At 70.0% G+C, this 25,677-nt stretch carries 21 protein-coding genes; 6 read left to right on the top strand and 15 right to left on the bottom strand.

What is annotated here, in order from left to right; genetic code table 11:
* The first annotated feature begins 209 nt into the window (after positions 1-209).
* Positions 210-1,007 carry a hypothetical protein gene (locus ACWEFB_RS12455; protein WP_452284925.1) on the top strand — a complete coding sequence of 266 codons (798 nt, stop codon included), beginning with the start codon at positions 210-212 and terminating at the stop codon, positions 1,005-1,007.
* Positions 1,008-1,333: 326 nt separating this feature from the next.
* Here the strand turns inward: ACWEFB_RS12455 and ACWEFB_RS12450 are convergent, their stop codons facing one another.
* The 3 genes from ACWEFB_RS12450 to ACWEFB_RS12440 all read right to left on the bottom strand — a co-directional run bounded on the left by ACWEFB_RS12450 (position 1,334) and on the right by ACWEFB_RS12440 (position 3,726).
* Positions 1,334-1,849 carry an SMI1/KNR4 family protein gene (locus tag ACWEFB_RS12450; protein ID WP_452284923.1) on the bottom strand — a complete coding sequence of 172 codons (516 nt, stop codon included), beginning with the start codon at positions 1,847-1,849 and terminating at the stop codon, positions 1,334-1,336.
* 90 nt (positions 1,850-1,939) lie between these two features.
* The gene (locus tag ACWEFB_RS12445; protein WP_452284921.1) at positions 1,940-3,052 is read right to left on the bottom strand and encodes a helix-turn-helix domain-containing protein; all 1,113 of its coding nucleotides are present in this window, start codon (positions 3,050-3,052) and stop codon (positions 1,940-1,942) included.
* Entirely contained in the window at positions 3,049-3,726 is a 678-nt protein-coding gene (locus ACWEFB_RS12440; RefSeq protein WP_326561245.1) for a hypothetical protein, read from the bottom strand. The genes ACWEFB_RS12445 and ACWEFB_RS12440 overlap by 4 nt, the downstream gene beginning before the upstream one ends.
* 215 nt (positions 3,727-3,941) lie before the next feature.
* Here ACWEFB_RS12440 and ACWEFB_RS12435 point away from each other — a divergent pair, with 215 nt between their 5' ends.
* A complete protein-coding gene (locus ACWEFB_RS12435) occupies positions 3,942-5,522 on the top strand; it encodes a protein kinase domain-containing protein (protein WP_452284919.1) in 1,581 nt (526 codons plus the stop codon).
* Between the two features lie 72 nt (positions 5,523-5,594).
* Here the strand turns inward: ACWEFB_RS12435 and ACWEFB_RS12430 are convergent, their stop codons facing one another.
* From ACWEFB_RS12430 to ACWEFB_RS12385, 10 genes are all read right to left on the bottom strand, one after another.
* Entirely contained in the window at positions 5,595-6,911 is a 1,317-nt protein-coding gene (locus ACWEFB_RS12430) for a hypothetical protein (RefSeq protein ID WP_452284917.1), read from the bottom strand.
* A gap of 3 nt (positions 6,912-6,914) precedes the next feature.
* Positions 6,915-7,499: a SigE family RNA polymerase sigma factor gene (locus tag ACWEFB_RS12425; RefSeq protein ID WP_452284915.1), complete on the bottom strand. Its 585-nt coding sequence runs from the start codon at positions 7,497-7,499 to the stop codon at positions 6,915-6,917.
* 198 nt (positions 7,500-7,697) lie between these two features.
* Positions 7,698-9,521: an adenylyl cyclase gene (locus tag ACWEFB_RS12420; RefSeq protein ID WP_452284913.1), complete on the bottom strand. Its 1,824-nt coding sequence runs from the start codon at positions 9,519-9,521 to the stop codon at positions 7,698-7,700.
* Positions 9,522-9,732: 211 nt separating this feature from the next.
* Positions 9,733-10,758: a Dyp-type peroxidase gene (locus ACWEFB_RS12415; RefSeq protein ID WP_452284911.1), complete on the bottom strand. Its 1,026-nt coding sequence runs from the start codon at positions 10,756-10,758 to the stop codon at positions 9,733-9,735.
* A gap of 14 nt (positions 10,759-10,772) precedes the next feature.
* Complete coding sequence (locus ACWEFB_RS12410; protein ID WP_452284909.1) at positions 10,773-11,603, bottom strand: glycosyltransferase family 2 protein; 831 nt, start codon at positions 11,601-11,603, stop codon at positions 10,773-10,775.
* Positions 11,600-12,514, bottom strand: coding sequence for a glycosyltransferase family 2 protein (locus tag ACWEFB_RS12405; protein ID WP_326561252.1), 915 nt, complete (start codon positions 12,512-12,514; stop codon positions 11,600-11,602). The genes ACWEFB_RS12410 and ACWEFB_RS12405 overlap by 4 nt, the downstream gene beginning before the upstream one ends.
* A gap of 82 nt (positions 12,515-12,596) precedes the next feature.
* Complete coding sequence (locus tag ACWEFB_RS12400; RefSeq protein WP_452284907.1) at positions 12,597-13,676, bottom strand: glycosyltransferase family 4 protein; 1,080 nt, start codon at positions 13,674-13,676, stop codon at positions 12,597-12,599.
* Complete coding sequence (locus ACWEFB_RS12395) at positions 13,673-14,515, bottom strand: glycosyltransferase family 2 protein (protein ID WP_452284905.1); 843 nt, start codon at positions 14,513-14,515, stop codon at positions 13,673-13,675. Before ACWEFB_RS12395 ends, ACWEFB_RS12400 begins: the two co-directional genes overlap by 4 nt.
* Position 14,516: 1 nt before the next feature.
* A complete protein-coding gene (locus tag ACWEFB_RS12390; protein ID WP_452284903.1) occupies positions 14,517-15,785 on the bottom strand; it encodes a lipopolysaccharide biosynthesis protein in 1,269 nt (422 codons plus the stop codon).
* 278 nt (positions 15,786-16,063) lie between these two features.
* A complete protein-coding gene (locus tag ACWEFB_RS12385; protein ID WP_326561256.1) occupies positions 16,064-17,095 on the bottom strand; it encodes an LCP family protein in 1,032 nt (343 codons plus the stop codon).
* A 599-nt stretch (positions 17,096-17,694) separates the two neighbouring features.
* On the opposite strand from ACWEFB_RS12385, the gene ACWEFB_RS12380 reads away from it, so the two are divergent.
* Positions 17,695-18,249 carry a hypothetical protein gene (locus ACWEFB_RS12380; protein ID WP_452284901.1) on the top strand — a complete coding sequence of 185 codons (555 nt, stop codon included), beginning with the start codon at positions 17,695-17,697 and terminating at the stop codon, positions 18,247-18,249.
* 98 nt (positions 18,250-18,347) lie between these two features.
* Positions 18,348-20,438, top strand: coding sequence for a bifunctional polysaccharide deacetylase/glycosyltransferase family 2 protein (locus ACWEFB_RS12375; protein WP_452284899.1), 2,091 nt, complete (start codon positions 18,348-18,350; stop codon positions 20,436-20,438).
* Here the strand turns inward: ACWEFB_RS12375 and ACWEFB_RS12370 are convergent.
* Together ACWEFB_RS12370 and ACWEFB_RS12365 are read right to left on the bottom strand one after the other, a co-directional pair.
* The gene (locus ACWEFB_RS12370; protein ID WP_452284897.1) at positions 20,427-21,110 is read right to left on the bottom strand and encodes a hypothetical protein; all 684 of its coding nucleotides are present in this window, start codon (positions 21,108-21,110) and stop codon (positions 20,427-20,429) included. The genes ACWEFB_RS12375 and ACWEFB_RS12370 overlap by 12 nt on opposite strands.
* Positions 21,111-21,122: 12 nt before the next feature.
* Positions 21,123-22,295, bottom strand: a complete 1,173-nt coding sequence (locus ACWEFB_RS12365) for a DUF371 domain-containing protein (protein WP_452284895.1) — start codon at positions 22,293-22,295, stop codon at positions 21,123-21,125.
* Positions 22,296-22,535: 240 nt separating this feature from the next.
* Here ACWEFB_RS12365 and ACWEFB_RS12360 point away from each other — a divergent pair, with 240 nt between their 5' ends.
* Entirely contained in the window at positions 22,536-24,233 is a 1,698-nt protein-coding gene (locus ACWEFB_RS12360; RefSeq protein ID WP_452284893.1) for an ATP-binding cassette domain-containing protein, read from the top strand.
* Positions 24,220-25,665: an aminotransferase class V-fold PLP-dependent enzyme gene (locus ACWEFB_RS12355; RefSeq protein ID WP_452284891.1), complete on the top strand. Its 1,446-nt coding sequence runs from the start codon at positions 24,220-24,222 to the stop codon at positions 25,663-25,665. Before ACWEFB_RS12360 ends, ACWEFB_RS12355 begins: the two co-directional genes overlap by 14 nt.
* Positions 25,666-25,677: the final 12 nt, after the last annotated feature.

The following is a 25,677-nucleotide window of genomic DNA, read 5'->3' as shown; positions in this document are numbered from 1 at the left end:
GTGCGGCTGAGCTGTTGGGCGCGGCGGGCGGCGCGTACGGGCAGGCACGGGTAGTGCTGCCCGGTACAGAGCAGGCTCCCGCAGCGGGTTGGCCGGTCGGGTTGGGGCTGGTGGGCGGCGATGACTCTGGCGGCCGTACGCCACAGCAGCACGTCCGTGAGTAGCCGGGAGCGGAGGTCACGCTGCCTGAACCACTGCCGGTGGATCCGATGCCCGCGGAGCTCGGCCCACGGTGGGCGAGTTTGCCGCTCGGCGTTCACGACGATGTCGTTACGGCCGTCGCCGGTGTGGCACGTCGATTGTTCGGCGGGCAGGAGGACGTGCCCGCTGCGGTCGAGTGGTTGCTGGACGAGCCAGTTCCCGTCGAGGCAGACGAAACCACGCGAGAGTTCGTCGACGAACTGATGGAGTTGGTGGATAACGCGGACCAGCTGGATTCACATCCCGACCATGACACCGCGGCCCTCATTCCGTTCATGGCGTCCCTGGCCCGCGAGGAAGCGCTACCGGCGGGAGTCCGGTTGTCCGTGCTAGGCAGGCTGCTTGAGTACGCGGTGCTGGGCGACAAGTCCACGGTATCCGCAGCTGACCGGCTATTCGCGCAGGGAGGCACTCTCGATACTCGCTACGTCGACGAGGTTCGGGACGCCGTGGTGCACGAGGTGCCGCGCTTACTGGACCGCTGGGACCGGGAGAACGCACCAGCCCGCTTTCTGCTTGCTGCCCTCGCCACGGCTTGCCCGGCACTTGCCGCAGACCGCGTTCTACCGCGTCTGAGGCACATCCCGGCTCCGGAGGGCTCGGCCCGTGCCGACCTCATCGCGCTGACGGCTGCCCTATTTGCTACCGACTTGCAAGCCGTAGACCACGTCCTCAAGAGGGTGGCTAAATGGAACCTAGCCCTCACCCAAGACCTCAGCAGCCCCCACGCCCCTATCGCGGAAGCAGCCCGCGCTGCCCTGGCGAGTAGCGCCATCAAAGATGTCAGAGACGCGATAATTCCCTGAAGCAGAGCCATTCTGGCGCGATGGTGGCTTGCTTACCTTTTGGACGGGGGGCGAAGTCTGAAGTATGGCGCCGCGATCTCGCCACGCCTGTGCCGGTTGCGAAAGAGGATAGGGCCACCGCCTCGCCGGCCGGTAGCGCAGACTGCGCCACTATCCGAGGCGGCCGTCGGGTTCAGCCGCGACGCGGGGCCTGGCACCACACGAATGTCGATATCAGGGCTGAGTGGGTCGATTGGAGCAGACCGTACGCCGATGGACCACGCATCTGGAGCAACGCGAGCCGAATCGATGGAAGTGGACGCGTTGCCGTACAAAACCTCCGCTGCCTACTCGGTCGCGGAATTGATGAACGCCGTCAACGCGGGCAGCTCGGCATCGGCGGCGGCGATCAGGGCTTCGACCGGCTTCAACGCAGTGCCGGTGTGTCGCTGAGCGATTGCGACGAGCTCTTGGATCGGCTCCGGTACGCGATGAAGGCCGTCGACGGTCTCCAAGGGGCCCACGCCGTTTGCCAGCAGCCAGAGGTAGTCACCCAGGTCCCGGGCGATGACATGCACTTCGCCCTCCGCACCGAGGAACACGATGGGTGCGTTTTCGATTGCATCGCCCGGCGTACGAGTCCAGAAGGCCACCAGCCCACCGGACCCATCGCGTCCGAAGATCCGAAAGGGTGGGACGCCGGCGGCTGGGTCGCCGGTCCAGTGACGCCACCACTCGGTGGTCTCGCCGGACCACATGAACACATCGTCCGGCTGGAAGTCGTGGCCATCGTGCTCTTCGAAGAACCCCGCCGCGTGTGCTTCTTCGATCACGGCCGGCAGCGCTCGGTCTTCCTCTGCCACCAAGCAATCCTACGCAGACGGACGCGGCCGCCGTGCCAGCAAGACCTCACCCGTGCACCGCGAAGAATTCGCCGGATATCTGCCAGGGGCTCATTTCGACGCGAGGTGCAGTTCGGGGAGGTGGTCGGTGGCGGCGTCGATGACCGTACGGGCGAGCGTCGGCGGCAGTGCCGCCTGGGCGGCCAGCCGGGCAGGGGTGACCTGCTCCTGCTCGAGGAGTTCGACGGCCTTGCCCAGCAGTGACGGCTGTTCGCGAGGTCCCAGGTCACCGGGTTCGGGGTAGCCCCACTGGGCGAGCAGACTCATCCCGCGCCGGTACGTGTGCTCCCGGTAGACCCCCAGCTCGTGTCCCCGGTACACCAACGCCTTGAGGCTGATCCCCCACCGGCGTTTGAGTTCGTGCAGCCGGTCGAAGTCGAGCCGGGGCGGCAGTTCGTCGCGCAGCACCGCACTGGGTACGAGGAACTCGGACGCGAACGCGGTGGCCTCCCGTTCGAGGATCTGGCTGCCCGGTTCGGCGTCGTGGTGCATCAGCAGGTGGCCGAGTTCGTGTGCGGTGTCCATCCGGGAGCGTGCCTTGTCGTCCTTGGCCGGGCTCAGGAAGACGAACGGGCGCTGCCCGTACCAGTGGGAGAAGGCGTCGACCCGTTCGGAGACGTCGGGCAGGGCCAGCACGATCACCCCGTACGACTCCAGCAGCCGCACCATGTGCGCCACCGGACCCGGCCCGAGGCCGAAGGCCTCGCGGGCGGTTACTGCGGCTGCCCGTACGTCGTCGGGGGTGGCCGGCTCGGCCAGGTCCAGGTGCGGCAGCCGCAGCTCGGGCAGCCGCAGGTGCCGTTCGACCACCTCGACCATGCGCCAGGCGATTTCACCGAACGCCTCCGCCTGATCCCGCTCGGCCTGCGTGGCCGCACGGAGACTACGGAAGTGGGCATGACCGGGAGTGACCGGAACCGGGAACCCACCGGCGAAGAACTCCACCGGCATCGACAGCGCCAACGCCAACCGGGCCAGCACCGACGCCGACGGGCGTACCTGGCCCAGTTCGTACTGGCTGACCGCTGCGGCGGTCACCCCGACCTGCCGGGCGAGTTCGTTTTTGCGCATCCGTCGCCACCGGCGGGCGAGCGCCAGAGCGTGGGGCTCGAACGCCGCGGCGGCGACGGCAGCGGGAACCGGCGGTCGTAGCGCCCGCGTCACGCCGACCGGCCGGAGACCCGGCCCGGCCGCAGGGTCAGCAGGTCAAGCTCCGGCAGCGGCAGCTCGTCGTGCCGCGACTGCGACACCACCGTCGCACCGTCCGCCACCGGCAACGGCGTGCCCGGCAGGGCCGCCTCACCGAACCACAGTGTCACCTCGAACCAGGGTGAACCGCCGTCACGGTTGTCCCTCGGCAGGCCGATGTACGCGACCGCCTCACCAGTGGCGATGTCACCGGTGTGCGCGATCCGCACGTGCCGCTTCGGCGGCACCACCCCGGCGAACACCTCCGGGAACTGGCCCTCGTCGTCGAACGCCAACTGCCGGTCGCGGCTGTTCTCCACCGCCCCACCGAGCCGGGCCTCGCTGCCCTCCCACCGGATCGACTCGATCCCGCCCTGCAACGAGTACAGCCGCACCACGTACCCCGCGCAGAGGATTTCCAGCGAGTTGTCGTCGAGCCTGGCGCGGACCCCGTCGACGCCGTTGAACTCGGCCTGCCCGAGGTGAACCAGGTTCCGCCACACGGTGGTCCCGAAGCTCATCGCGTCGTCGCCGAGTTCCGGCTCGTGCCGGTCCGCCGCACGCCGGTACACCTGCTGGATCAGCCGACCCAGGCGGTCCAGCACTCCGCGCTCGTCCAGCACCGCCACCGCGTCACCCAGCAAGCCCATCGGGAAAACTTAGCCGATCCCCCAGTTGATATTGCCAAAATCAAGTGCCCGACACGCCACGGACTCGAGCACGGCTCACCACCGCCGCCGGCCCACCACCACCATGGCCGGCGCCGGCTTCGGCGGCGCCGGTTTCGGGATGAGCAACCGGGATGAACAAAGGGGGTACGGCGCCCAGGCAGCGGGCTGCCCGGTTGATGTGTCAGGGTGGGCTCGTGGCCGGGCGTGTGATAGCTGACCGTTACGAACTACAGACGATGCTGGGCCGGGGCGGCATGGCGGTGGTCTGGCGCGGCGTCGATCTCCGGTTGGGCAGGTCGGTCGCGGTCAAGCTGCTCAACCCGGCCGGGATGGCGGACCCGAGCATGCTGGAGCGGTTCGACCGTGAGGCGCGTACGGCCGCCCGCCTGGGTCACCCCAACATCGTGGCGGTGCACGACGTGGGCAGCGACGGCGGTGAGCCGTACCTGGTCATGGAGTTGGTCGACGGGCCCAACCTGGCGACGCTGCTCGGCGACGGCCCGCTCGGGCCCGACCGGGCGCTGGAGGTCGCGGGTCAGGTCTGCGGCGCACTCGCCACGGCGCACGCGGCGGGCGTGGTGCACCGCGACATCAAGCCGGCAAACATCCTGCTCGACCCGGCGGGCACGGTGAAGGTGTGCGACTTCGGCATCGCCCGCCTCCTGCACGCCGGTCAGGCGACGTTGACCGCCCCGGCCACCACCGTCGGCACCAGCCAGTACATGGCGCCCGAGCAGGCCGCCGGCGACCCGGTGGACGCGCGAACCGATCTGTACGCGCTCGGCTGCCTGCTGTACGCGATGCTGACCGGCCAGCCTCCGTTCACCGGGGACAACCCGCTCCGGGTGCTGTGGCAGCACCTGCACGAACCCGCCCCGGCGCTCGCATCGGTCCGGCCCGGGATTCCGGCCGGTCTCGATCGCCTGGTCGGTCAACTGTTGGCCAAGAATCCCGCCGACCGCCCCACCAGCGCCACCGAGGTACGCGACCGCCTGGCAGCGCTGTCGTCCGCCGGACCGTCCTCCGGTGAGCAGAGGACGGTCGTGGTCGACACAGCCCCCCAGCCGCACTCACCCGAGCCCGAATCGGCCGCGCCGGTACGCGCCGCCGCCTCGGTGATGTCCCGTACCCGAACCATGCCGACCCTCACCGACAGCCACAGCAGCGGCAGCGGCAGCGGCAGCGGCAGCGGCGGGACGACGGTCGGATCGCGCGGTGACGGCTCCCGGCGGGTGGTGATGGTGACAATCGGCGCGATTCTGCTCGCCGTCATCGTGGTCGGCACACTGCTGGCGACCCGTACCGGTGATGGGAACACCGGCCTGGAAGCCGGCGAGGTGTCCCCCGGCGTGTCCTCCGGCGCGTCCGCCTCGGCTGCCGCGCCCACCCCCGCCGCCGGTAACCCAACAAGCAGCCCGACCAGCCCGACCAGTCCGACCAGCCGTCCGGCCGGGGGCACCACCGCGCGTCTGGTCGCCCTGCAGACGTCGCTCGATCTTCAGGTGCAGGCCGGAGAGGTGGACGCCGACGCGGCCGAGGACCTGAACGACAAGCTGGACGAGGTCGCCCGGAAGCTGGCCGAGGGCGACGCCGAGGATGCCGCGAAGAAGCTCGCCGACGTACGCGACCGGCTCACCGATCTTCGCGAGGACGACCAGGTCAGCTCCGGGGCGTACGACGTTCTGCGGGCGAACCTCGACAGCCTCGCCGAAAGCCTGCCCCCGGTCGGAAAGGGGCGGGGCAACGGACGGGGCAACGGGGATGACGAGAACTGATCAGCCGCCGGGTCCCGAGCCTGTCCCGTGGCGGACGGGACAGGCTCGGGAGTCGTAACAGAGAAACTCCGGTCAGCGACAGTTCCAGACGACCGCCTGGATGACGTTGTCGGCGTCCTCGCTCTGGCCGGCGACGATCCGTCCGTCGTCGCTCATCGTCAGGGCGCGGTCCCCGTTCTCCAGCTTGTGCGGCTCGATGAAGGGCAGCTCGACCGTCATGGTGTCGGTGAGCAGCGCCAGCCGTCGGTCCGGCAACGAACCGTTGGCCCATCCCTGTCCGTTGCCGGACTCCGCATCGAACGCCCCGGTCGGAAAGTCGACGAACTCGTTCGTCGGCAGGTGGTAGCGGGCGGCGGTCATGGTCTGGTCGCCGTTCTCCGTGTAGCTGACCGCGTTTCCGATGATCCAGCCGTTGCGGATGCTCCTCGGCAGGAACGCGTCCGCCGGCCGGCCCTGCACGGTCGGCTTCGGCAGTTCCCGTACCGAACCGTCGGGCAGCCACAGGTAACCCGCCGAGCGGGCCATGCCCGACCGGGGGTTCTTCGGCGTACCGGGATCCTGCGACTCGGTCCGCCCGGGGTTTCGGGGGATCTCCCACACCACGCCGGCAACGGTCCCGTCCTCGTCGATCCCCGCGACCTGGCCCACCCAGCCGGGACCGGGCAGTGGCAGGTCAACCGGCTGGGCCGACGCGTTCGGCCAGAGGATCGGTTGCGACCCCACCACGGCCTCTCCGCGGACCCCGACGATCTGCCCGGCGTCGTTGATCGCCCGCGCCTCCGCGCTGCCCTTCGCGGGCAACGGACTGACCTTTCCGTCCCGGTAGACGTACGCGTGCGGCCCGTCGTCGAGCCAACCCGCGCCGACGGCGACGCCGGAGGTGTTGATGTCGTCCAGGGCCTGGTCGGCGCCGGGTAGGACGATCCGGTGCGGTACCCCGTTGTCCCAGATCAGGATCGGATAGCCGTCCTGCCGCTTGTCCGGGTAGGTCCGGCCGGCGATGAACCGTCCGGTCGGGTCGGCGCCGGTGACCAGGCTCATCGGTTCCTTGTCAGGCAGCGGCAGCCGTTGCACGGAGCAGTCGGTGGGCGCCGCCACGGTCGGCGCGGGCCGGGTCGCGGCGGGCTTCCCGGTGGCCGGGGCGGTGGCCTCGGCGGCCTGGTTCTTCGGCCCGGACGGATCCGGGCGCAGGGCGGTGAGCGCGACCGGCACCGTCGCCACCATGACCGCCACCAGTACGACCGCGCCCCCTCCGCCGAGCGCGCGTCGGGTCCGGCGGCGCCGTCCCCCCTCGATGATCGCCCTACCGAGGTCCACCCGACTCGGGGTGCTCGGCTCGTCGTCGAGCCGGCGCAGCAGGGCGATCGCGTACTCGTCTTCGTTGTCCATCTCTCATCCTTCCCGTGTCGTTGCGACTGCTCCGCGTGGCAAGGCGCCGACTCCGCGCGGCGACGTGACTGCTTCGCGTGATCCGCCGACCGCGCCGGCGAGGTCCTGGTCGCCCAGGAGTCGGCGCAGCGCCTTCAGCCCGTGCGAGGTCTGGCTCTTGACCGTGCCGGCGGAACAGCCGAGCACCTCGGCCACCTCGTTCACCGGCAGATCGTGCAGGTAGCGCAGGACCAGGACGGCTCGCTGCCTCGGTGGCACCTTGGCCAACGCGGCGTGCAGCACGGTCCGGTCCTCGGTGGGCTGGTCGACGCTGGCGCGTACGTCGGGTGCCATCCCGAACAGGCGGACCTTCCACCAGCCCTTGCGCTGACTGTCGAGGAAGACGCGTACGAGGATCACCCGCACCCAGGCGTCGAGCGAATTGGCCCTGGACGACTTCGCCCAGCTCAGGTAGAGCTTGGTGACCGCCTCCTGGACCAGGTCGTCGGCCTGGTGCTCGTCCCCGCAGAGCGAGTACGCCAGCCGGCGCAGTGCGGGCAGTCGTGCGGTGACGTACTCGACGTATTCCCGTTCCGATCCATCGCGCATCCGGCGCTACCTCCCTGGGATCCCCTCTTCTGACGGGCGCCACCGGGATTCGGTTGTACGTGTTCGCGGGGCGGCGGCGTTCAGCGGAAACGGACGGCGCATTCCATGAAGGAAGACGAACGGAAAGAAAAGGCCGGCGGCGGCCGACCCGGTTGGTTCCGGGCCGGCCGCCGCCGGTTGTGCTGACCGCTGTCCCGGTCAGCCCTCGGGGTAGCTCACGATGGTGCTGGTGCCGTACGAGCCGACGACCGGGGTGCCGGCGTCGTTGATGGTCCGCTCGATCCCGCCACTGCCGTCGAGGAAGACGGTGACCATGTTGTGGAACTTCACCTTCGGGGTACGGGGAACCTCGATCCCCCGGTCCGCCCGGATGTCGACCTCCTGGTTGAAGTACGAGTAGACGCCGAGACCCCACGCTTCGTGCTCGCGTACGTGCCGGCCGACCTTGTACGAGGCGTACCCCTTGCCGGTGGGGCTGGTCCACGCGGCCTGGCTCGGCGGGTCGTAGGGCAGTTCGCTCTGGTAGAAGATGGTCCGGCCGTCCTCGCCGTTCCAGATGGTCTGGTACTTCTGGTAGTGCTCGACGAAGAGCCCGTACGCGGTGACGTCGTCGCCGTTGACCACGACGCCGGTGTCGGCGGTGTTCTGCGACCAGCCGATGCCGTTGCCGTGGTCGCCGCGCCAGGCCCAGATGTTGTCGATGATGGTGTCGTCGCTGTTCACCACGAGGCTGGTCTTGGCCTTGCCGACCCAGGGTCCGCCGATGCGGAAGAAGACGTCCTGCAACGAGATCGGGTTGCGGGAGTGGTCCTTGCGGCTGTGCTTGTCACCGACTTCGACCAGTACGTCGGACTCGCGGGCACCGGCGTCGACCAGCACACCGGCGATCCGTACGCCGTCGACGTCGTCGACCCGCAGGGCGGCGTCACCCCGGTCCGGGGCGAGGCTCGGCATGCCGAGGCCGAGCACGATGGTGTTCTTGTGCTTGACCCGCAGGGCCCGGTCGAGGTGGTAGACGCCGGGGGTGAGCAGGAGGTGCTTGCCCCGGGCCAGGGCCTTGTTGATGGTGTGTTCGCTGTCGGAGGGCTTGGCGATGTAGAAGTCGCCGATCGGGAGCGAGTAGCCCTCCTGCCGCTGCCCGTCGCCCCAGGTGGTGCCGGAGGTGTTGTGCCGCAGCGTCGGTACGAAGACCCGGTAGTCGCCTCGTGCGTCGACGTACAGGTAAGGCTTCTCGCGGGTGACCGGGCTGGTCGGGAGCGTGGTGTACGGCGGGTTCGGGAAGCCCGTCTCGGGTGCCCCGACGACGCCGGAGAAGACCTGGTTCCAGACGCCGTTGGTCCAGACGTCGCCGAGCTGGCTGTCCCGGGTGATCCACTGCTGCTGAGAGCCGTTGATGGTGACCCCGTCGACCTTCGAGTCGGCGATGTAGCCGCCGCTGGAGAAGCCGGCGTTGCCGGGTTCGAGCCAGAGCACGCCCTTGATGTGCACCCGGCGCATCGGGGACGCCTGCGAGACCGCCCACTGGTTGGACCAGTCGGTCGGTGTCACGGACAGGTTCTCCGCCGAGCGCCAGAAGTTGGTGAGCGCGGAGATCCCGGCGGCCGAGCCGGGGTCGGGCTGGCCGATGACGCGTACGGCACCCCGGATGTCGACGTCGTCCGGTGACTGGCCGAGGCCGGCGACGGTGGTGTAGTAGCCGAGTTTGCCGTTGACGTCGTACTGGCCGGGCTTGAACAGGATGGCGTACCTGTTCGTACCCATCTCGTTCTCTTCCTGCTGGGCGAAGAGTTCGTCGAACTTGGCCTGGATCTGGGTGACCGGTGTCGACGGGTCGTAGACGAAGACGTTGGGTCCGAAGTCGGGGCGTCCGCCCCCGTGTGCGGCGGCGGTGCCGGCCAGCGGCACGAGGCCGCCGGCGGTGAGCAGCGCGGCCGAGGAGATGACGGTGCCGAGGCGGCGCAGAATGCCATTGGTACGCGGGCGCGCGGTCGCTCGTACGCCCTGGTCTTGGATGGGTTTCATCGACCTGCCTGTCGGGGACGGCGGCGAGTCGTCACCGGCCAGCGGAGAGAGCGCTCTCTCCACCGGCCCGGCCCGGTCCAAGCCGCGAAGGAAGGGATCGGTGTGTTTCTACCCCGTCGATCGTGTCCCGCGCTATAGCTGGCACGACCATTTGCCGACCCGATTCACCGGCCGCCCCTGTCCACAGGGGACAGAGCTGCCAGCAATCGCGCTATATCCGGCGGTGCTCCGCCGTGGCCTGGGTCGGCACCGGTCCGTCGGTCCGCTCCCCCGCCTCGTCCGACGGCGCGTCGGGCAGGTCGTCCAGGAAGTCGAGGGACGGTACGAAGAAGAGGTTCCCGGTCACGGCGGTCGAGAAGTCCAGGATCCGGTCGTAGTTGCCCGGCGGGTCCCCGACGAACATGTTCGTCAGCATCCGCTCGGTGACGTCGGGAGTGGCCGAGTAGGCGATGTAGTACGTCCCGAACTCACCGCGCCCCGGCGACCCGAACGCCATGTTGTCCCGCAGGACCTGCTGCTGCCGGCCGTCCGGCCCGGTGATGACGTTCAGCGCCACGTGCGAGTTGGCCGGCTTGACCTCGTCGTCCAACTCGATGTTGTCGAGCTTGGTCCGCCCGATCACCTTCTCCTGCGCCTCGACCGGGAGCGCGTTCCACGCCGTCAGGTCGTGCAGGTACTTCTGCACCATGACGTAACTGCCACCGGCGAAGTCCGCGTCCTCGGCGCCGATCACCACCGCCCGGTGTGCGGCCGTACCGGTGGGGTTCTCCGTACCGTCGACGAAGCCGAGCAGGTCCCGCCCGTCGAAGTACTTGAACCCGGACACCTCGTCGACCATCCGGGCCGCACCGTCCAGCCGCTTCATGATCTGCGAGGCCAGTTCGAAGCACAGGTCGAGCTGCCCCGCCCGCAGGTGGAACAACAGGTCGCCGGGGGTGGACACGGCACGGTGCCGGGAGCCGGCGATCTCCCGGAACGGATGCAGCCCGGCCGGTCGCGGCCCGGTGAACAGCCGGTCCCAGGCGAGCGAGCCGATCCCGGTCACGCAGGACAGGGCGGCCGACTCGGCCCGGGAGCCGACCGACCGTTGCAGCCCGGCGATGTCGGCGAGCAGGTCCCGTACGGCCTGCTCGCCGCCGGGGTCGATGGTGACGACGAGGAACATGGCCGAACTGGTCAGCGGGCTGAGGACCGACTGCGGCGTGACCGGCGCGACCGGGTGTTCCGGCATCGTCATCGGCGTTTCCTTCCCTAGGCCCCGGCCGGGATGTGGCTGGACCGGACCGGTGATCCGATCAGGGCCGCCGCCCGAGGGTGCCGGCGCGGCGCCGGCGGCATGCCGACCACGAACTCGGGGAACATGCCGTAGAACGTACGGGCGCTCTCGATCTCGAAGGTGTGCGCCTTCGACCAGCGGAACGAGTTGGTGGCACGGGCCCAGTGGTGGGTCCACCGGACGTCGCCGATGAGCGCCACCGGTTCCCCGTGCCGCCAGGCGCGCAGCCCGAGTTCGTGGTCCTCGTAGTAGAGGAAGAACCGCTCGTTCCAGCCACCGATGCGCATGAAGTCCGCCGTACGGGCGGCGACCGCCGCACCCATCACCCAGGCGACCCAGATCGCCTCGCCGGGGTCGGCAATCAGCCGGTACGAGGAGTGCATCCGGGACAGCGGCCAGATCTTCCGGTTGCCCAGTTTGGCCGTGGCGTACGGGAAACCGCGCCCGTTGGGTTGCAGGGTCCCCGCCGAGGAGAGGAGCTGCGGGGCGGCCAGACCACCGTGCACCTCGAGATGGGCCCGCAGTACGTCGAGCCCGTCCGGGCCGACCTCCAGGTCGGGGTTGGCGAACAGGACGTACTCGGTGGTCACCTGACGTACGGCGACGTTGTTCGCCTTGGAGAAGCCGACGTTCTCCGGCAGCCGGATCACCCGGGCGCCCAGCTTCTCCGCGACCTCGACCGAGTCGTCGGTCGAGTTGTTGTCCACCACGATCCACTCGTACGGCTTCGCGCCACCCCAGCACTGCCTCAGCGCGTCCGCCGAGTTGTAGGTGACGGTCACGACACTCCACAGGTGACTGGTCATCCTGCTCTCCGAACCCTCAGGTAGCCCAACAGGGAGACGATCCCGAACCGTGCTCCGGTCCACTCACGACGCGCCTTCGGCCCCTCCCGGAGGCCGCGCAGCACACCGCGCAGGAACGGCCGCAGCAGACCCTGCCGGATCCGTCGCAGGGCCAGGCCGCAGTGCGCCACCACGATCAGCGGGATCGCGAAGATCATCAGTGGCCGGGTGAAGGTCCTGGACGCCACCAGGACCCGGTTGCGGGCGAGCAGGAAGGCCCGGAACCCGAGCAGCTTGTTGTCGCCCTCGACGCTGTGGCCGCCGGCGTGCGGCAGAATCAGGTCCATCTTCCGGGTACGCAGACCGCTGGCGTACAGCCGGAACGCCAGGTCGGCGTCCTCGCCCCAGGCGAACAGGTGCTCGTAGAACCCGCCGAACCGGCGGAAGAGTTCGGTCGGGAAGACGGCGGCACCACCGGAGGGTCCGAGCGGTCCGCGCGCCGCCCCGGCCGGTCGGTCGATGAACAGCGAGATCGGGTTCAGGTCGATCCCGACGTACTCGCCGCCGTGCATGGCGAGGCCGACCGCGACCGGTACGCCGGGATCCTCCTCGATGGCGGCGCAGATCCTGGCCAGCGCGTCCTCGGGCAGCCAGACGTCCGGGTTCAGCAGCAGCACGTGCCCGTCCGGTACGGCGGCCACGGCCCGGTTGCACCCGGCCGCGAAGCCCGGATTCGACGAGTCGGGCAGGTACGTGTACCGGTCCTCGTCGAGACAGCCGGCGATCACCTTCTCGCACCCGTCCTCGGGCCAGTTGTCGGCGAAGATGAAGTTCACCGGGAGCCCGGCGGCACTGCTCACCCAGGTCGGGAGCGTGTCGGCGAGCATGTCCGCGGAGCGGTAGAGCACCGTGACGACGGTCAGCGCTGGCACGCGGGCATCACCAATCTCGTCCGGTCCGCCGGCTGGTGCGGCGGTTCGCTCGTCGGGTCGGTCGCCCCGGTGTCGGTGGCCATCAGTGCAGCGACCGGTAGAGGTCCTGCCACCGCTGGACGCATCGTTCGAAGGCGTACTCCTCCGCGTACCATTTCGCGACCGCCTCTCTGCGCTCCGGTGGTGTTCCCGCGGTCGCCTCGCGGATGGCCCCGGCGATGGCGGCGGGGGTGAGATCGGCGCGGAGGGCGAGCGTTCCGGTGGCGTGGCGGGTGACCTCGGCCAGGCCGCCGGCCCCGGAGTGGACCACCGGTACGCCCAGCGACAGTGCCTCGAGTGCGCTGAGGCCGAACGACTCGACCCGGGACGGGACCACGAGGCAGTCGATTCCGCGCAGGAAGTCGGCGGCGTTGACCCGGCCGACCAGTTCGAGGTTCGGCTGCCCGGCGACCGGCACCGAACCGGCGCCCGCCACCTTGAAGTCCGCCTCCGGCAGGTGGGACGCGACCTCGGAGAGCAGGTCGACGCCCTTCTCCAGCTCCAGCCGACCCATGAAGCCGACCACCGGTCGCCGGCCGACCACCGGCTCGGCAGCGGGCGTCGGCGCGGGCCAGGCGACCGGCAGCGGGTTCGGGATCAGGTGGATGTTCTTGCTGACGTGGCCACGGTTGCGCAGCTCGTCGGCCTCGAACTCGGAGACCGCCACGGTGGCGTGCGGGCGCAGCCGGCGCATCGCCAGGTCGAGGGTGATGTTCGACTGGATCGCGGCCTTCTGCTTCAACGACGACGCGGCGTCACGGTACTGCCACAGGCTGTTGTGCAGGGTGACGACCAGCGGCGTACGGCGTTCGGTGCTCAACGCGGCCCGCGCGTGCATCGCGGCGGAGAGCAGGTGCGCGCAGACCACGTCCGGCTTCACCTCGTGGACGAGGCGCCGCAGTTCGCGTACGTAGTTCAGGTCGATCCGGCTGGTGGCGCTCAGCTCGACCCACGGGACTCCGGCGGCGCGCAGTTCGCTGCCCACCTCGTCGTCGGAGGTGGCGGCGACAACCTCGACACCGCTGCGGGCGTGCGCCGGAATGATCTCCGTCAGGATCCGTTCCGCGCCACCGAGCTGCCGGCGGCCCGAGCCGCCGGTGGTGCACACGAACAGCACCTTCATCGGGCGCGCAGTCCCTCGACCGCGCCCCGGGCGATCGCCCGACGGACCGCGTTGCGCCCGACCACCGCCCGGAGCACCGTGCCCCAGACGTAGGCGGTGCAGGCCACCCGGCCGCCCATGTGCCGGCTGGCGCGGATGAACTCCTTCGTCCGGCGCTGCGAGATCTCCTCCTCGGACCAGCGCCGCTTCGCGGTCGCGTCGTCCTCGTGCATGATCACCGCGTCCGGCAGGTACGCGAGACGCATCCCGTGCTGGCGTACGGCCCAGCAGAGACGCATGTCCTCGGAGTAGAAGAACGACGTCTCGTCGACACCACCGATCGCGTCGAACGCGCTGCGCCGCATCGCGACGAACGGCCCGGTCAGCCAGTCCGCCTTCTCCGGCGGCGCGACGAGCCGCAGGCTCGGCATCACGAGGCTCAGCCCGGTGGCGTGGGCGAGCCCGACCTTCAGGCTCAGGAACCGCCCGCCCTCGGTCTGCTGCACACCCGTCGGCGTGACCACGCCGGGGAACGCCGCGCCCACCTCGGGATCCTCCAGGGCGGTCAGCAGCCGGGTCACGGCGTCCTCGTGCACCAGGATGTCGTTGTTCGACAGGATGACGTTCGACCGGGTGGTGTGCCGGACGCCGAGGTTCATGCCCCGGGCGTAACCGAGGTTCGAGCCGGACTGGACGTACGTGACGCCCTGTTCGGCACAGAACTCGCTCAGCGCCCGCTGGATGTCCTCGGAACTCCCGTTGTCGACCACGACGATCTCGGCCTCGACCGGCAGGGACAGAACACACGCACGGGTCCGTTCGAAGTCCTCCCAGGCGAGGACCACAATCGAGACATCCAACTCAAACCGTCCCATTATTCGGGGGCTGCGACTTCCGCAGGCTCGCTCGCGAGGCGAAGGCGTGTACGGCGTAGGCGAACGACGAGGCGAGCGCCGCCCCGATCAGCCCGGCCCACGGGATGATCCCGAAGTACGCGGGGATCGCCGCGGCGAACGTGATGAGGGCGACCACGGTCGTCGCGTGTTCGCCCCGTTTCTTCAGCAGCATGGCGCTCCAGGTCTTGCCGGCCGAGGTGGCCAGCGAACCCGGCAGCAGGCAGAGCCCGAGAATCCAGGCGTGCCGGTACTCCGAATTCAGGAAGCCCAGTACGGCGAGCCCGACGACGGCCAGCAGGGCGATCGGCAGCGCCGCCTTGACCACCGCCCCGGTCCGGTCCGGTCCGTTCTCGGCGTCCCGGTCGGCGAGGATCTGCTGGGCTCGTACCACGGCACCGGCCTGCGCGAACTCCAACGCGGCCACCGCCAGGGCGTAGACACCGAGGGGTCCGGCTCCGACGAACCTGGCCACCAGGATCTGGTTGAACCGGAGCGTCAGCATCTGTGCGAAGACCCCTACGTGAAGCTTGCCCACCGCGACCAGATCGGCGCGGTAGTCCGCGCCGGTGGCAGTTGCCGCCGGCATCGGTCCGGCCCGCAACACCAGGCGCAGTACAACACCGCATACCGCGAGGGCGCCGAGCCACTGGACCGCGAGCCAGACCATACTCCACAGGCCACCGTCGACCTGTCCGCGGGCGTAGAGGATCGCGTACCCGCCGACCAGGATCGCGCCGCTGATCGCGCGCATCGAATAGACCAGCCAGAAGTGTTTCTGGCGCAGGGCGAACGACGAGACGGTGTTGAAAATCGTCAGACCGAAGGCGGCGCCGACGCCGACCACGTAGCTGCCGATGCCGGCGACCGCGGTGAGTATCGCGGCGGCCACGCCGGACAGCAGGACCGACGCGACGAGGATCGCCAGCACCCAGTTGCGGCCACGGGAGAAGACCCAGCCACCCGGACGGGACAGCATGAAGGTGTCCAGGGACAAGCCGCCGATGGCGGCGCCGAGGGTGGCGCTGACCATGTTGGCGGCGAGTTCACCCCGCTCCGCCGCCGGCAGGGTGACCGACACCACCGCCGCGAGCCCGGTGAGACCGAGGGCGGCGATGTAGAGGCGTTCGGGGGAGAGCAGCCGCAGCGGCCGACGGGATTTCGGCGTGGACCCATCCGGTTCGCCGTCCTGGGCCGTGGTGGCGCGGCGCCTTTTGAGCAGGGTAACGCCCCCCACCGGGTCCTCCCCTACCAGAAGCGCGACGTAACTGTGTTTGAAGCTTGGTGTACGACGCAGTTGTGTCGTATGTCGCTCGCACTTTCTACCCGACCGCGCGAAGCCCTGCAACCGGCCCCCGAGTAAGTTCCCTCGATCACCGGGACCGTCGCGTTGCCTGCCGGCCGGAACTGTCGAAATGATGCCGCGACCCGGACAACCACCGTACGGGTTGCCCGGGTCACGTACCGCACATGGGCGCTTTTCACGGGCTCGGGAACCACCCGTCGAAGTGGCGCCTATTTCTTGACGCCGGCCGCCAGGATCTCGGGAACGGAGTCACGGCGCATCGCGTCGTAGAGAAGCTTTGCCTGCGCCGTATTCGCCACCACGACACTTTCGGTGCCCCGCGTACCGGTGCCCTCGGTGGGGCTCGTCATGAACGTCAGGTTGCTGCTGCGCAGGTGCCGCAGGCTCATCGCCATGTCGGTGAGGGAGAGGGTGTCGTCCACCTTCACTGTGTCCGAGGACGCCTTGACGAAGGAGTTGAGCTTCGCCGGGTTGGTGAGCAGACCGCCGGAGGCGGCCTTGTCCAGGATGCCCTTGATGACGTCCTGCTGGTGCCGGATCCGGGCCAGGTCACCGTCGGCGAAGGCGTGCCGCTCACGGGCGTAGTCCAGGGCCGCCGCACCGTCCAGGGTCTGCGGGCCCTTGGTGAAGGTCCGCCTTCCGCTCGGGCTCAGCGAATAGGCCGTGGTGAAGCTCTTCTCCACGTCGACCCTGACCCCGTCGAGCGCGTCGACAATGTCCTTGAAGCCGGCGAAGTCGATGACCGCGACATGGTCGACGCGTACGCCGGTGAACGACTCGACCGTCTGCACCATCAGCGGAATGCCGCCCCAGGCGAAGGAGGCATTGATCTTCGCCTCCTTGTTGCCACGACGGCCGTCCTTTGACGCCGGCACGTGCACCCAGGTGTCACGGGGGATCGAGACCAACTGCGCACTCGACTTGTCCGCCGTCAGGTGGGCGAGAATGATCGTGTCGGTCCGTGATCCGGATTCGCTGCTGGGGTCACGGGTGTCGCTGCCCAGCAGGAGGATGTTCATCGCACCGTCGGCCACCTTCTCCGGCCGCGACTCCTCGGGCACCTCGTTGAACGCGTCGACCCGGGCGATGCCCGACTCCAACGAACGGAGGTAGAGACCCGCGGCCATCGCGCCGCCGCCGCCGAGCAGTGCGAACACCAGCGCGGTGATGAGGATGATCCGCTTCGTCCGCCGGTGCTTCGAGGGGGCTTTCTTGGTCTTCGCCCCTCCCCCTCCGGACATGTCGATAACCTGTGTCGAGTCGCGCTCCGCAAGCGGCGTACGGCGTGGCATGGCCCCGATGCTACTGACTCCGTGCGCAGGACGCGTACCCTCGGTCGGCCCATAGTGGCCTACTGCCGGTTACACGACTTTCGGTTCACGCAATGCCACCCTGGCAACACTGTCCGAGTGCGGATCGGACCAGCGGATCCGCCTGCCACGGAATGGAAACGTGGCCGTCACAACCTCTACGAGGTGTCTTTCAACCGCCAGGTGGGGAACGGCCGCGGGCCGGCTGCCATCCCCCACCTGGTCGGCGTACGAACAACAATTCACCCATCGACGGGTGACGTGACGTACCCGTTGTGCGACCGTACGCAGCGACACCGCGTCCTCGGCTCACCTCGTGCCGTCGCGGGGGAGGCAGGGCGGACCGGAGAGTCGACGGCGGGGCGCGCGGGCACCGCCGACCCATCCGGTCCACTGCACTTAACCCGACAGACAGACGATCCGTGTGGACATGATCGGACTCCGCTCGGCGATGTCGCGCCCCGTACGGGCATTCGGACGACCCGATTTGTTGATCACGCGTGACGATCTCCTGATTAGGCTCGCCGGACGTGACCGAATCCCACACCGTCGTACTGGCCGCCGTGACCGAACCCCCTCCGGTGTTCGTCGATGCGACCGGGCGGCGACGGCGATTCGTGCGATACGTCGCGTACGGCGTCGGCGCGCTGGCCCTCACCTACACCGCCCTGGTCGGAGTAAGCCTGGCCGGCGGGCCGGTGAATCCCGGCTCCGTGCTGCCCTTCGCGGACCTGGTCGGCAGGCCACAACCACCACTGCCGATCCCGGCCCCCGTCGCACCGGCCGATCCGACACCGACGGCGCAACCGAGCACCAGCGGTGACCCGGCCCTACCCGACCGGGCGGTCCGACCGAGCGGGACCGCCACCGGCACGGCCACCCCCAACCGGACCGCGACCGCGACCAGCGGCCCGACCGTCACCCAGCCGGGAAATCCGGCGCCGGACCCCCACCCGCCGGTGATACCGGTCGAACCCACGCCGGCCGCCCCCGACCCGGTCTCCGAGCCGGACCCGACCCCACCGACCGTGACCGAGCCGACCGGGGAACCGCTCGCCGACCCGGCGGCCGAGTCGGCCGCGTGATGTCCACTGCCCCGACCACATCCGTCCGGCCCAACCCCAGTACGTCGAGCACACCGGGCCGGCGGATGGTGCCCCGCCCGAGCCGCGTCATCCCCGCCATGTTGCTCGTCGTGCTCATCAGCCTGCTGGCCGTCGAGGCGTACGTGAACGCGAAGTTCACCCCGGACGGCACCCACGACCGCCAGGGCCAGAGTTCCGTCCCGGACTCGGTCCGAACCGGCGGCCCGATCATCAACACCGGGTACGGGTCGGTCCAGTCCTACCGGTTGCCGGCGAAGACGATCGCGCTCACCTTCGACGACGGCCCCGATCCTGTGTGGACCCCGAAGATCCTCGAGTTGCTCCACGAGCACGAGGTGCCGGCCACCTTCTTCGTCGTCGGCTCCCAGGTGGGCCGCTACCCGGAGCTGACCGCACGGATCGCGGACGGCGGTCACGATCTCGGCGTGCACACCTTCACCCACCCGAACCTGGCCGGACTGCCGAGCTGGCGTCGGCGGATGGAGTACAACCAGACCCAGTTGGCGATCGCCAAGGCAACCGGGGTGAAGACGTCACTGATCCGCTTCCCGTACTCGTCCCGAGCGGATGCCATCGACGACCGCAACTGGCCTCTCGTCCGCGAGGCCGGGGAGCTGGGCTACCTGACGGTGGTGAACGACACCGACAGCGTGGACTGGGCCCGTCCCGGCGTCGATGCCATCGTCCGCAACGCCACCCCGACCGGTGATACCGGCGCGATCGTCCTGTTCCACGACGCCGGGGGCGACCGCGAACAGACCGTCGCCGCACTGCACCGATTCATCCCGGAGCTGAAGGCGAAGGGCTACCGGTTCACCACCGTCAGCCAGGGGTTGAACCTGAGCCTGGCGGAGACGGCCAACCCACAACAGGTGGTCGGGCACACCGCCGCACCGAGCGCCGACCGCTGGCGGGGCGCGGCACTGGTCTGGGCGGTCCAGATAGCCGACGGCACCATCGACGTACTCGGAGTGCTCTTTGTCATCGTGGGGGTGCTGGCCATCGGACGTACGGCGCTGCTCTTCCTGCTCGCGGGCCGGCACGCGCGGCGTCGGCGCTCCCCCGACTGGTCCTGGGGTCCGCCGGTGACCGAACCGGTCTCGGTGATCGTTCCGGCGTACAACGAGAAAGAGGGAATCGCCGCCGCGGTCCGGTCGCTCGCCGCCGGTGACCACCCGGGCATCGAGGTCATCGTGGTGGACGACGGTTCGACCGACGACACCGCGGACATCGCCGCCGCGCTCCGGTTACCCAACGTCCGGGTGGTCCGCAAACCCAACGGCGGCAAGCCGAGCGCACTGAACACGGGCGTGGCCCTGGCCCGGCACGACCTGATCGTGATGGTGGACGGCGACACCGTCTTCGAGCCCGACTCGATCCGGCACCTGGTCCAGCCGTTCGCCGACCCCCGGGTGGGCGCGGTGGCCGGCAACGTCAAGGTGGGCAATCGGCGCAGCCTGGTCGCGAAGTGGCAACACATCGAGTACGTCATCGGCTTCAACCTCGACCGCCGGCTCTACGAGACGCTGCGCTGCATGCCGACCGTACCCGGGGCGATCGGTGCGTTCCGCCGCTCCGCGCTGGTGGGTGCCGGCGGGATGACCGACGAGACCCTGGCCGAGGACACCGACATCACCATGGCCCTGTGCCGGGCCGGCTGGAAGGTGGTGTACGAGGAGAAGGCGCGCGCCTGGACCGAGGCACCGGCGACCCTGGGACAGTTGTGGAAGCAGCGCTACCGGTGGAGCTACGGCACCATGCAGGCGATGTGGAAACACCGGAAGGCGGTCACCGAACACGGCGCGTCCGGCCGGTTCGGGCGACGCGGACTGCCGTTCCTGGCCCTGTTCGGGGTGGCGCTGCCGCTGCTCGCCCCCGTGATCGACCTGCTCGCGCTCTACGGGCTGTTCTTCTTCAACAGCGTCGAGACGCTGCTCGCCTGGTCGGCCATGCTCGGATTGCAGTTCATCACCGCGGTGGTGGCGTTCCGGCTCGACCGGGAGAAGCTCGGCCCGCTCTGGGCCCTGCCACTGCAGCAGTTCGTCTACCGGCAGATGATGTACCTGGTGCTGATCCAGTCGCTGGCCACCGCGCTGACCGGGGCACGGCTGCGCTGGCACAAGCTCCACCGTACGGGCCAGGCACTCGGGGCCGGGTCAGCCGGCTGAGCCGGCGGCGACCTCCGCCGAGGTGACGGCGGTGGCCCGTACGTGGATGACCACCTCGGGGTTGCCGGAGCCGAGCCGCCGGGCCCAGGAGGAACTCATCCGGTCCATCTCGGCCCCACTGATCACCTCTGCCCCGGTGACCTGCCAACCACACTCGGCGAGCCGACCGGCGAGGACGGTGTCGACGTACTCGGGGGTGAGTTCGGGCAGCTCGCGGATTTCCAACGGCACCGGGTCCCGCCAGATGCTGGTGCCGACGGTGATGTCGAGACCCGCACCGGTACGGGCCACCGCCCGCAGCCCCGCGCAGACGTCCCCGTCGCCCTGCACGACGCCGCGCAGCAGCTTGCCCCAGGGCATCAGCACCGACACCTCGTCGGCGATCCCGTGCAGCTCGGCGGGCACGGTCTCGATCGCGGAGTTGACCAGGAGCAGGTTCGGCGCACCGCCCTTGGCCGGCTTGCGGCTGGCCCGAACGCTGGTCGGCGACATCCGCTGCCAGGCCGGGTCGATCCCGACCACCAGCCACTCCGGCTGCGCCTTGGCGAGCCGGTACGCGGTGCGCGCGTCTCCCGTACCGACATCGACGATCACCCGGGCGGCCCGGGACCGGAGGGTGTCGAGAACCTCGCCGTCGGGCGTGACCAGGCGCTTGCCCTGTACGACCTGCATCCGGCGATTCTGTCAGGTGCGTACGCCAGGTTCCGCCGGACCGCCCGCAGACCGGTCCGGGCCCAGCGCGTCGTACACCCGACGGCGGTTCAGCCCGAACGGGGCCAGCGCCTCACTCAGCGTCCTCGGCGAGACCCCGGCGGAGGCGAGCGCCCGGACCAGGGCGTCCAGGTCGACCGGCTCGTCGGTGGCCGGCGAGGACGCCAGCACGATGGTGACCTCCGGGACACCGACCCGGCGTACGGCGGCACCGGCGCGCTCGGCGGTGGTCCACCGCATAGCGGTCCCCAGGTCCGGCTGTCCGTCCGGTACGGCGACCCGGCGCGCGGGCGTCGCCGCGACCACGTGTTCGAGCACCGCGTCGACCTCGTCGGCCGGCACCACCAGCACGGTCGGCGCCAGGGCGGAACGCAGCGACAACTCGACCTCGGGCCGGCGTACCGCCCGCCGGTCCACCCGCCCCAGCAGAAGCGCCGGAGTCGGCGACAGGCCCGCGGCGAACAGCACCTCGGTCGGACCGCCCGCCCCGCCGAGCAGGGCGAACCGGGCGCCGGCCCCGGCGGCGGCGGAGAGCCAGGCGAGCGCCGTGCCCGACGGTCCCTCCCCCGCCGGGGGCAGCGTCACGGCGACGATCCCGGCGCGGTCGAGAACCGCCCCGGCGGCCACCGGCTCGCGGGACCCGACCAGGTCGACCGTCTCGTCGGCGTGCCGCCAGAGCAGGTCGAGCCGGCCCACGGGTACGGACTGTCCCGCCGGCCGGAGCAGGATCAGCGGTGTGGGCGGGGTCACCTCGACCAGGGTCAGGGTCACCGCCGTCGCCGGGTCGGTCAGCGCGGCGGTCAGGTCCCGATCGAGGTCCTCGGCGGTCAGCGTGGCCGCCACGGCCAGGGTGCCGGAGTCGGTGTGGTGGCTGCGACGCAGCACCAGCCCGTCGCGTACGGCATGGTCGGGGTTGATCGTCGCCTCGCCGGTCGCCTCGTGCCCGGCGGCCTCGACGGTGAACCGCACCCGTCCCCGCAGCAGGCCGAGTTCGGTCGGATCCAGCTCGGCGGCGACCCCGACCACGCAGGTGGCCCGTTCGGTCACCTCGTTGTCGTGGGTGAACTCCAACGTCTTGGCGTGGGTGGCCCGGATCCGGGGATGCCCGTGGCCTCGTACCAGCGCACGGCGCCTCGTCCTGGCCACCAGTCAGCTCCTCCTCGATTGCCGCCCCGGCACGGGCGAGCCAACGCCAAACGATATCCCGTACGGATCCACGACCTGCGGCGTTACCGAGGGCGCCGATATCCGACTCGGATGAACGCTGACGAAATGTGAACGACGTGCCATATTCGGCAGACCGCAGGCTGGCGGTCGATGGATCGCGGGCCGGGTCAACCACACCGCAAACCCAGCCGTACAGCCCCTCGCAGAAAATCGACGGACATGAAGCCCTCCGAACTGATCACGGCGCCACCGGCCGGGGTACGCATCACCGCGTCCCGGCTGAGCCAGACCGTTCGCGGCGGTCGGCAGACCCTGCGCGACGTGTCGCTCACCATCGAACCCGGCGAACTCGTGGCGATCATCGGTGCCAGCGGCGCCGGCAAGACGACCCTGCTGGAAACCCTCGCCGGGGTACGACCGGCGAGTTCCGGCACAGTGGACCGACGGCACAACACGGACGCCCGTCAAACCGGGGAACCATCCGCCGTCGGTTACGTGCCGCAGGACGACATCATCCACCACGAGCTGCCGCTGGAACGGACCCTGCGGTACGCCGCCCGGCTCCGGCTCGCACCGGGTACCGACCCGACCGCGATCAACCGACGGGTCCACGAGGTGATGGCCGAACTCGGCCTGACCGAACGGGCGGGGGTGCCGGTCGGACGGCTCAGCGGCGGCGAGCGCAAACGGGCCAGCATCGCGGTCGAACTGCTCACCCGGCCGGGGGTGTTCTTCCTGGACGAGCCGACCTCCGGGCTGGACCCGGCGATCGCCGTCGACCTGTTGCGCGTACTGCGGGGGTTGGCCGACTCGGCCGCCACGGTGGTGCTGACCACGCACCAGGTCACCGACGTGGAGTTCTGCGACCGGGTGGTCGTACTGACCCGGCAGGGGGCGCTGGCCTTCGCCGGCACCCCGGCCGCGGCACGGGAGTTCTTCGGGGTGACCACGCTCGCCGAGGTCTACCTACGGTTGGATGAGGAACCCGAACCGGCTGCCTGGCCCGACCGGTTCGCCGCCCGTGACGAGCAACCGGAACCGGCGGTCACCGCACCGGTGGCGGTTCGCGGGCCGGGCCGACGGGTCGGGCCGGTGCGCCAGTGGGTGGTGCTGACCGGCCGGAACCTGGAGATCGTCGGCCGCAACCGGCTCACCCTGGCCATCCTGCTCGGATCGCCGCTGATGGTGCTCGGCATGTTCGCCCTGCTGTTCCGGCCCGGTGCCTTCGAACCGGCCAATCCGAGCCCGAACGTGATGGTGATGATCCTGTTCTGGATCGCGTTCGGCGGTTTCTTCTTCGGGCTCACCTACGGGCTGCTCCAGATCTGCACCGAGCTGCCGATCGTACGGCGGGAACGGCTGGCCGGCGTACGCGTCGGACCGTACCTGTTGGCCAAGGTCGCGGTCCTGCTCCCGCTGCTGGCCCTGGTCGACCTGGCCCTGCTCGGGGTGTTGCGCGGCATCGACCGGTTGCCGGCGGCCGGCGGCGGCGCGTTCGCCGCCCTCTACCTCACCCTGCTCCTCTCCTCGGCCGGGGCGCTCGCCCTCGGCCTGCTCTGCTCCGCGTCGGTGGCCGACGCCGCCCAGGCGACCCTGATGCTGCCGATGCTCTGCTTCCCGCAGGTGCTGTTCGTCGGGGCGATCCTGCCGGTCCCGGAGATGGCAGCCGGAGGCCGGTGGCTCAGCTACGCCATGTCCAACCGGTGGGCGTTCGAGGGGCTCGGCCACACCGCCGAGGTGGAACGGATCTGGCGCGACGGCGCATCCCCGCTCGGCCCACCGCTGCTGGCCAGTTACGGCGACAGCTTCGCCCGCCCGGCCTGGGTGGACTGGTTGATCCTCACCGGATTCCTGGTCGCCTTCCTCGCCGCCGCGTGGACCGTGCTGGCCCGGAAGGACCACCGTGGCACGGCCTGACCTGCTGACGGCGGACAACCCGGCGTACGCCGCCACCCGCCGGATCGACGAACTCCGCGCGACCGAGTACAACCACCTCGACCAGGACGGGCAGGTCTACCTCGACTACGCGGGTGCGGGGGTGCCCGCCCGAGCCCAGATCGAGGCCCACCATCGGCGGCTGACCTCGGGGCTCTACAGCAACCCGCACTCGGAGAACCCGACATCGGTGGCGGCCGGCACCCTGGTCGAGTCGGCCCGGCGCGCGATCCTCGCCTTCTTCAACGCCGACCCGGCGCAGTACGCGGTCATCTTCACCCCGAACGCCAGCGGCGCCTGCCGGCTGGTCGGTGAGGCGTACCCGTTCGGGCGGGGAACTCCGCTGGTGCTGACCGCCGACAACCACAACTCGGTCAACGGCATCCGCGAGTACGCCCGTACCGCCGGCGCCGCCTTCCGCTACGTGCCCGTACGCGGGGACGCGTTGCGGGTCGAGCAGTCCGATGTGGAGGCGGCGCTGACCCGCCGGAGCCTCCGGTGGGGGCGGCGAGGGCAGCGGCGGGGGCTGTTCGCCTTCCCGGCGCAGAGCAACTTCAGCGGGGTGCAGCATCCCCTGGAGTGGGTCGGGCTGGCCCAGCGCCACGGGTACGACGTACTGCTCGACGCCGCCGCGTTCGTACCGACGAGCCGGCTGGACCTCGGCGCGGTCCAACCCGAGTTCGTCTGCCTGAGCTGGTACAAACTGTTCGGGTACCCGACCGGGATCGGCGCCCTCATCGCCCGCCGGGACGCCCTGGCCCGGCTGCGACGGCCGTGGTTCGCCGGCGGCACCATCCGGGCGGTGAGCGTCCAGGGCGACTGGTACGAGTCGATGGACGACGAGTCCGCGTTCGAGGACGGGACGCTCAACTTCCTCGGCATCCCCGACGTCGAGTTCGGCCTGGACTGGGTCGACAACATCGGGATCGACGTCATCCACACCCGGGTCGACGCGCTGACCGGGTGGCTCCTGGACAACCTGACCGCGCTGCGGCACCGCACCGGCGAGTCCCTGGTCCGGGTCTACGGCCCGGCGACCAACGACCGCCGGGGCGGGACGATCTCGTTCAACTTCCTTCACCCGGACGGCACCCTGGTCGACGAGCGGCTGGTCGCGGCCGAGTCGACCGCCGCCGGCCTGTCCTTGCGTACGGGCTGCTTCTGCAATCCCGGCGCGGGCGAGGGCGCGTTCGGCATCACGAAGTGGCGGCTGGCCCGGACGCTGATGCGCAACATCACCACCGTCGACGAGTACCTCGACGTGATGCGGGTCCCGACCGGAGGCGCGATCCGGGTCTCGTTCGGGCTGGCCTCGAACGCGGCCGACGCGCAACGGTTCCTCGCCTTCGCCGAGTCGACCTACCTCAACCGGGACCGACCCGACGTGGCCCTGCCGCCGCGACTGCGCTGCTGAGCAGGGGTTCTG

Source organism: Micromonospora sp. NPDC004704, assembly GCF_053601675.1.
Note: the sequence above shows the minus strand (reverse complement) of the source record. Positions and strands in the feature narration are given on the sequence as shown.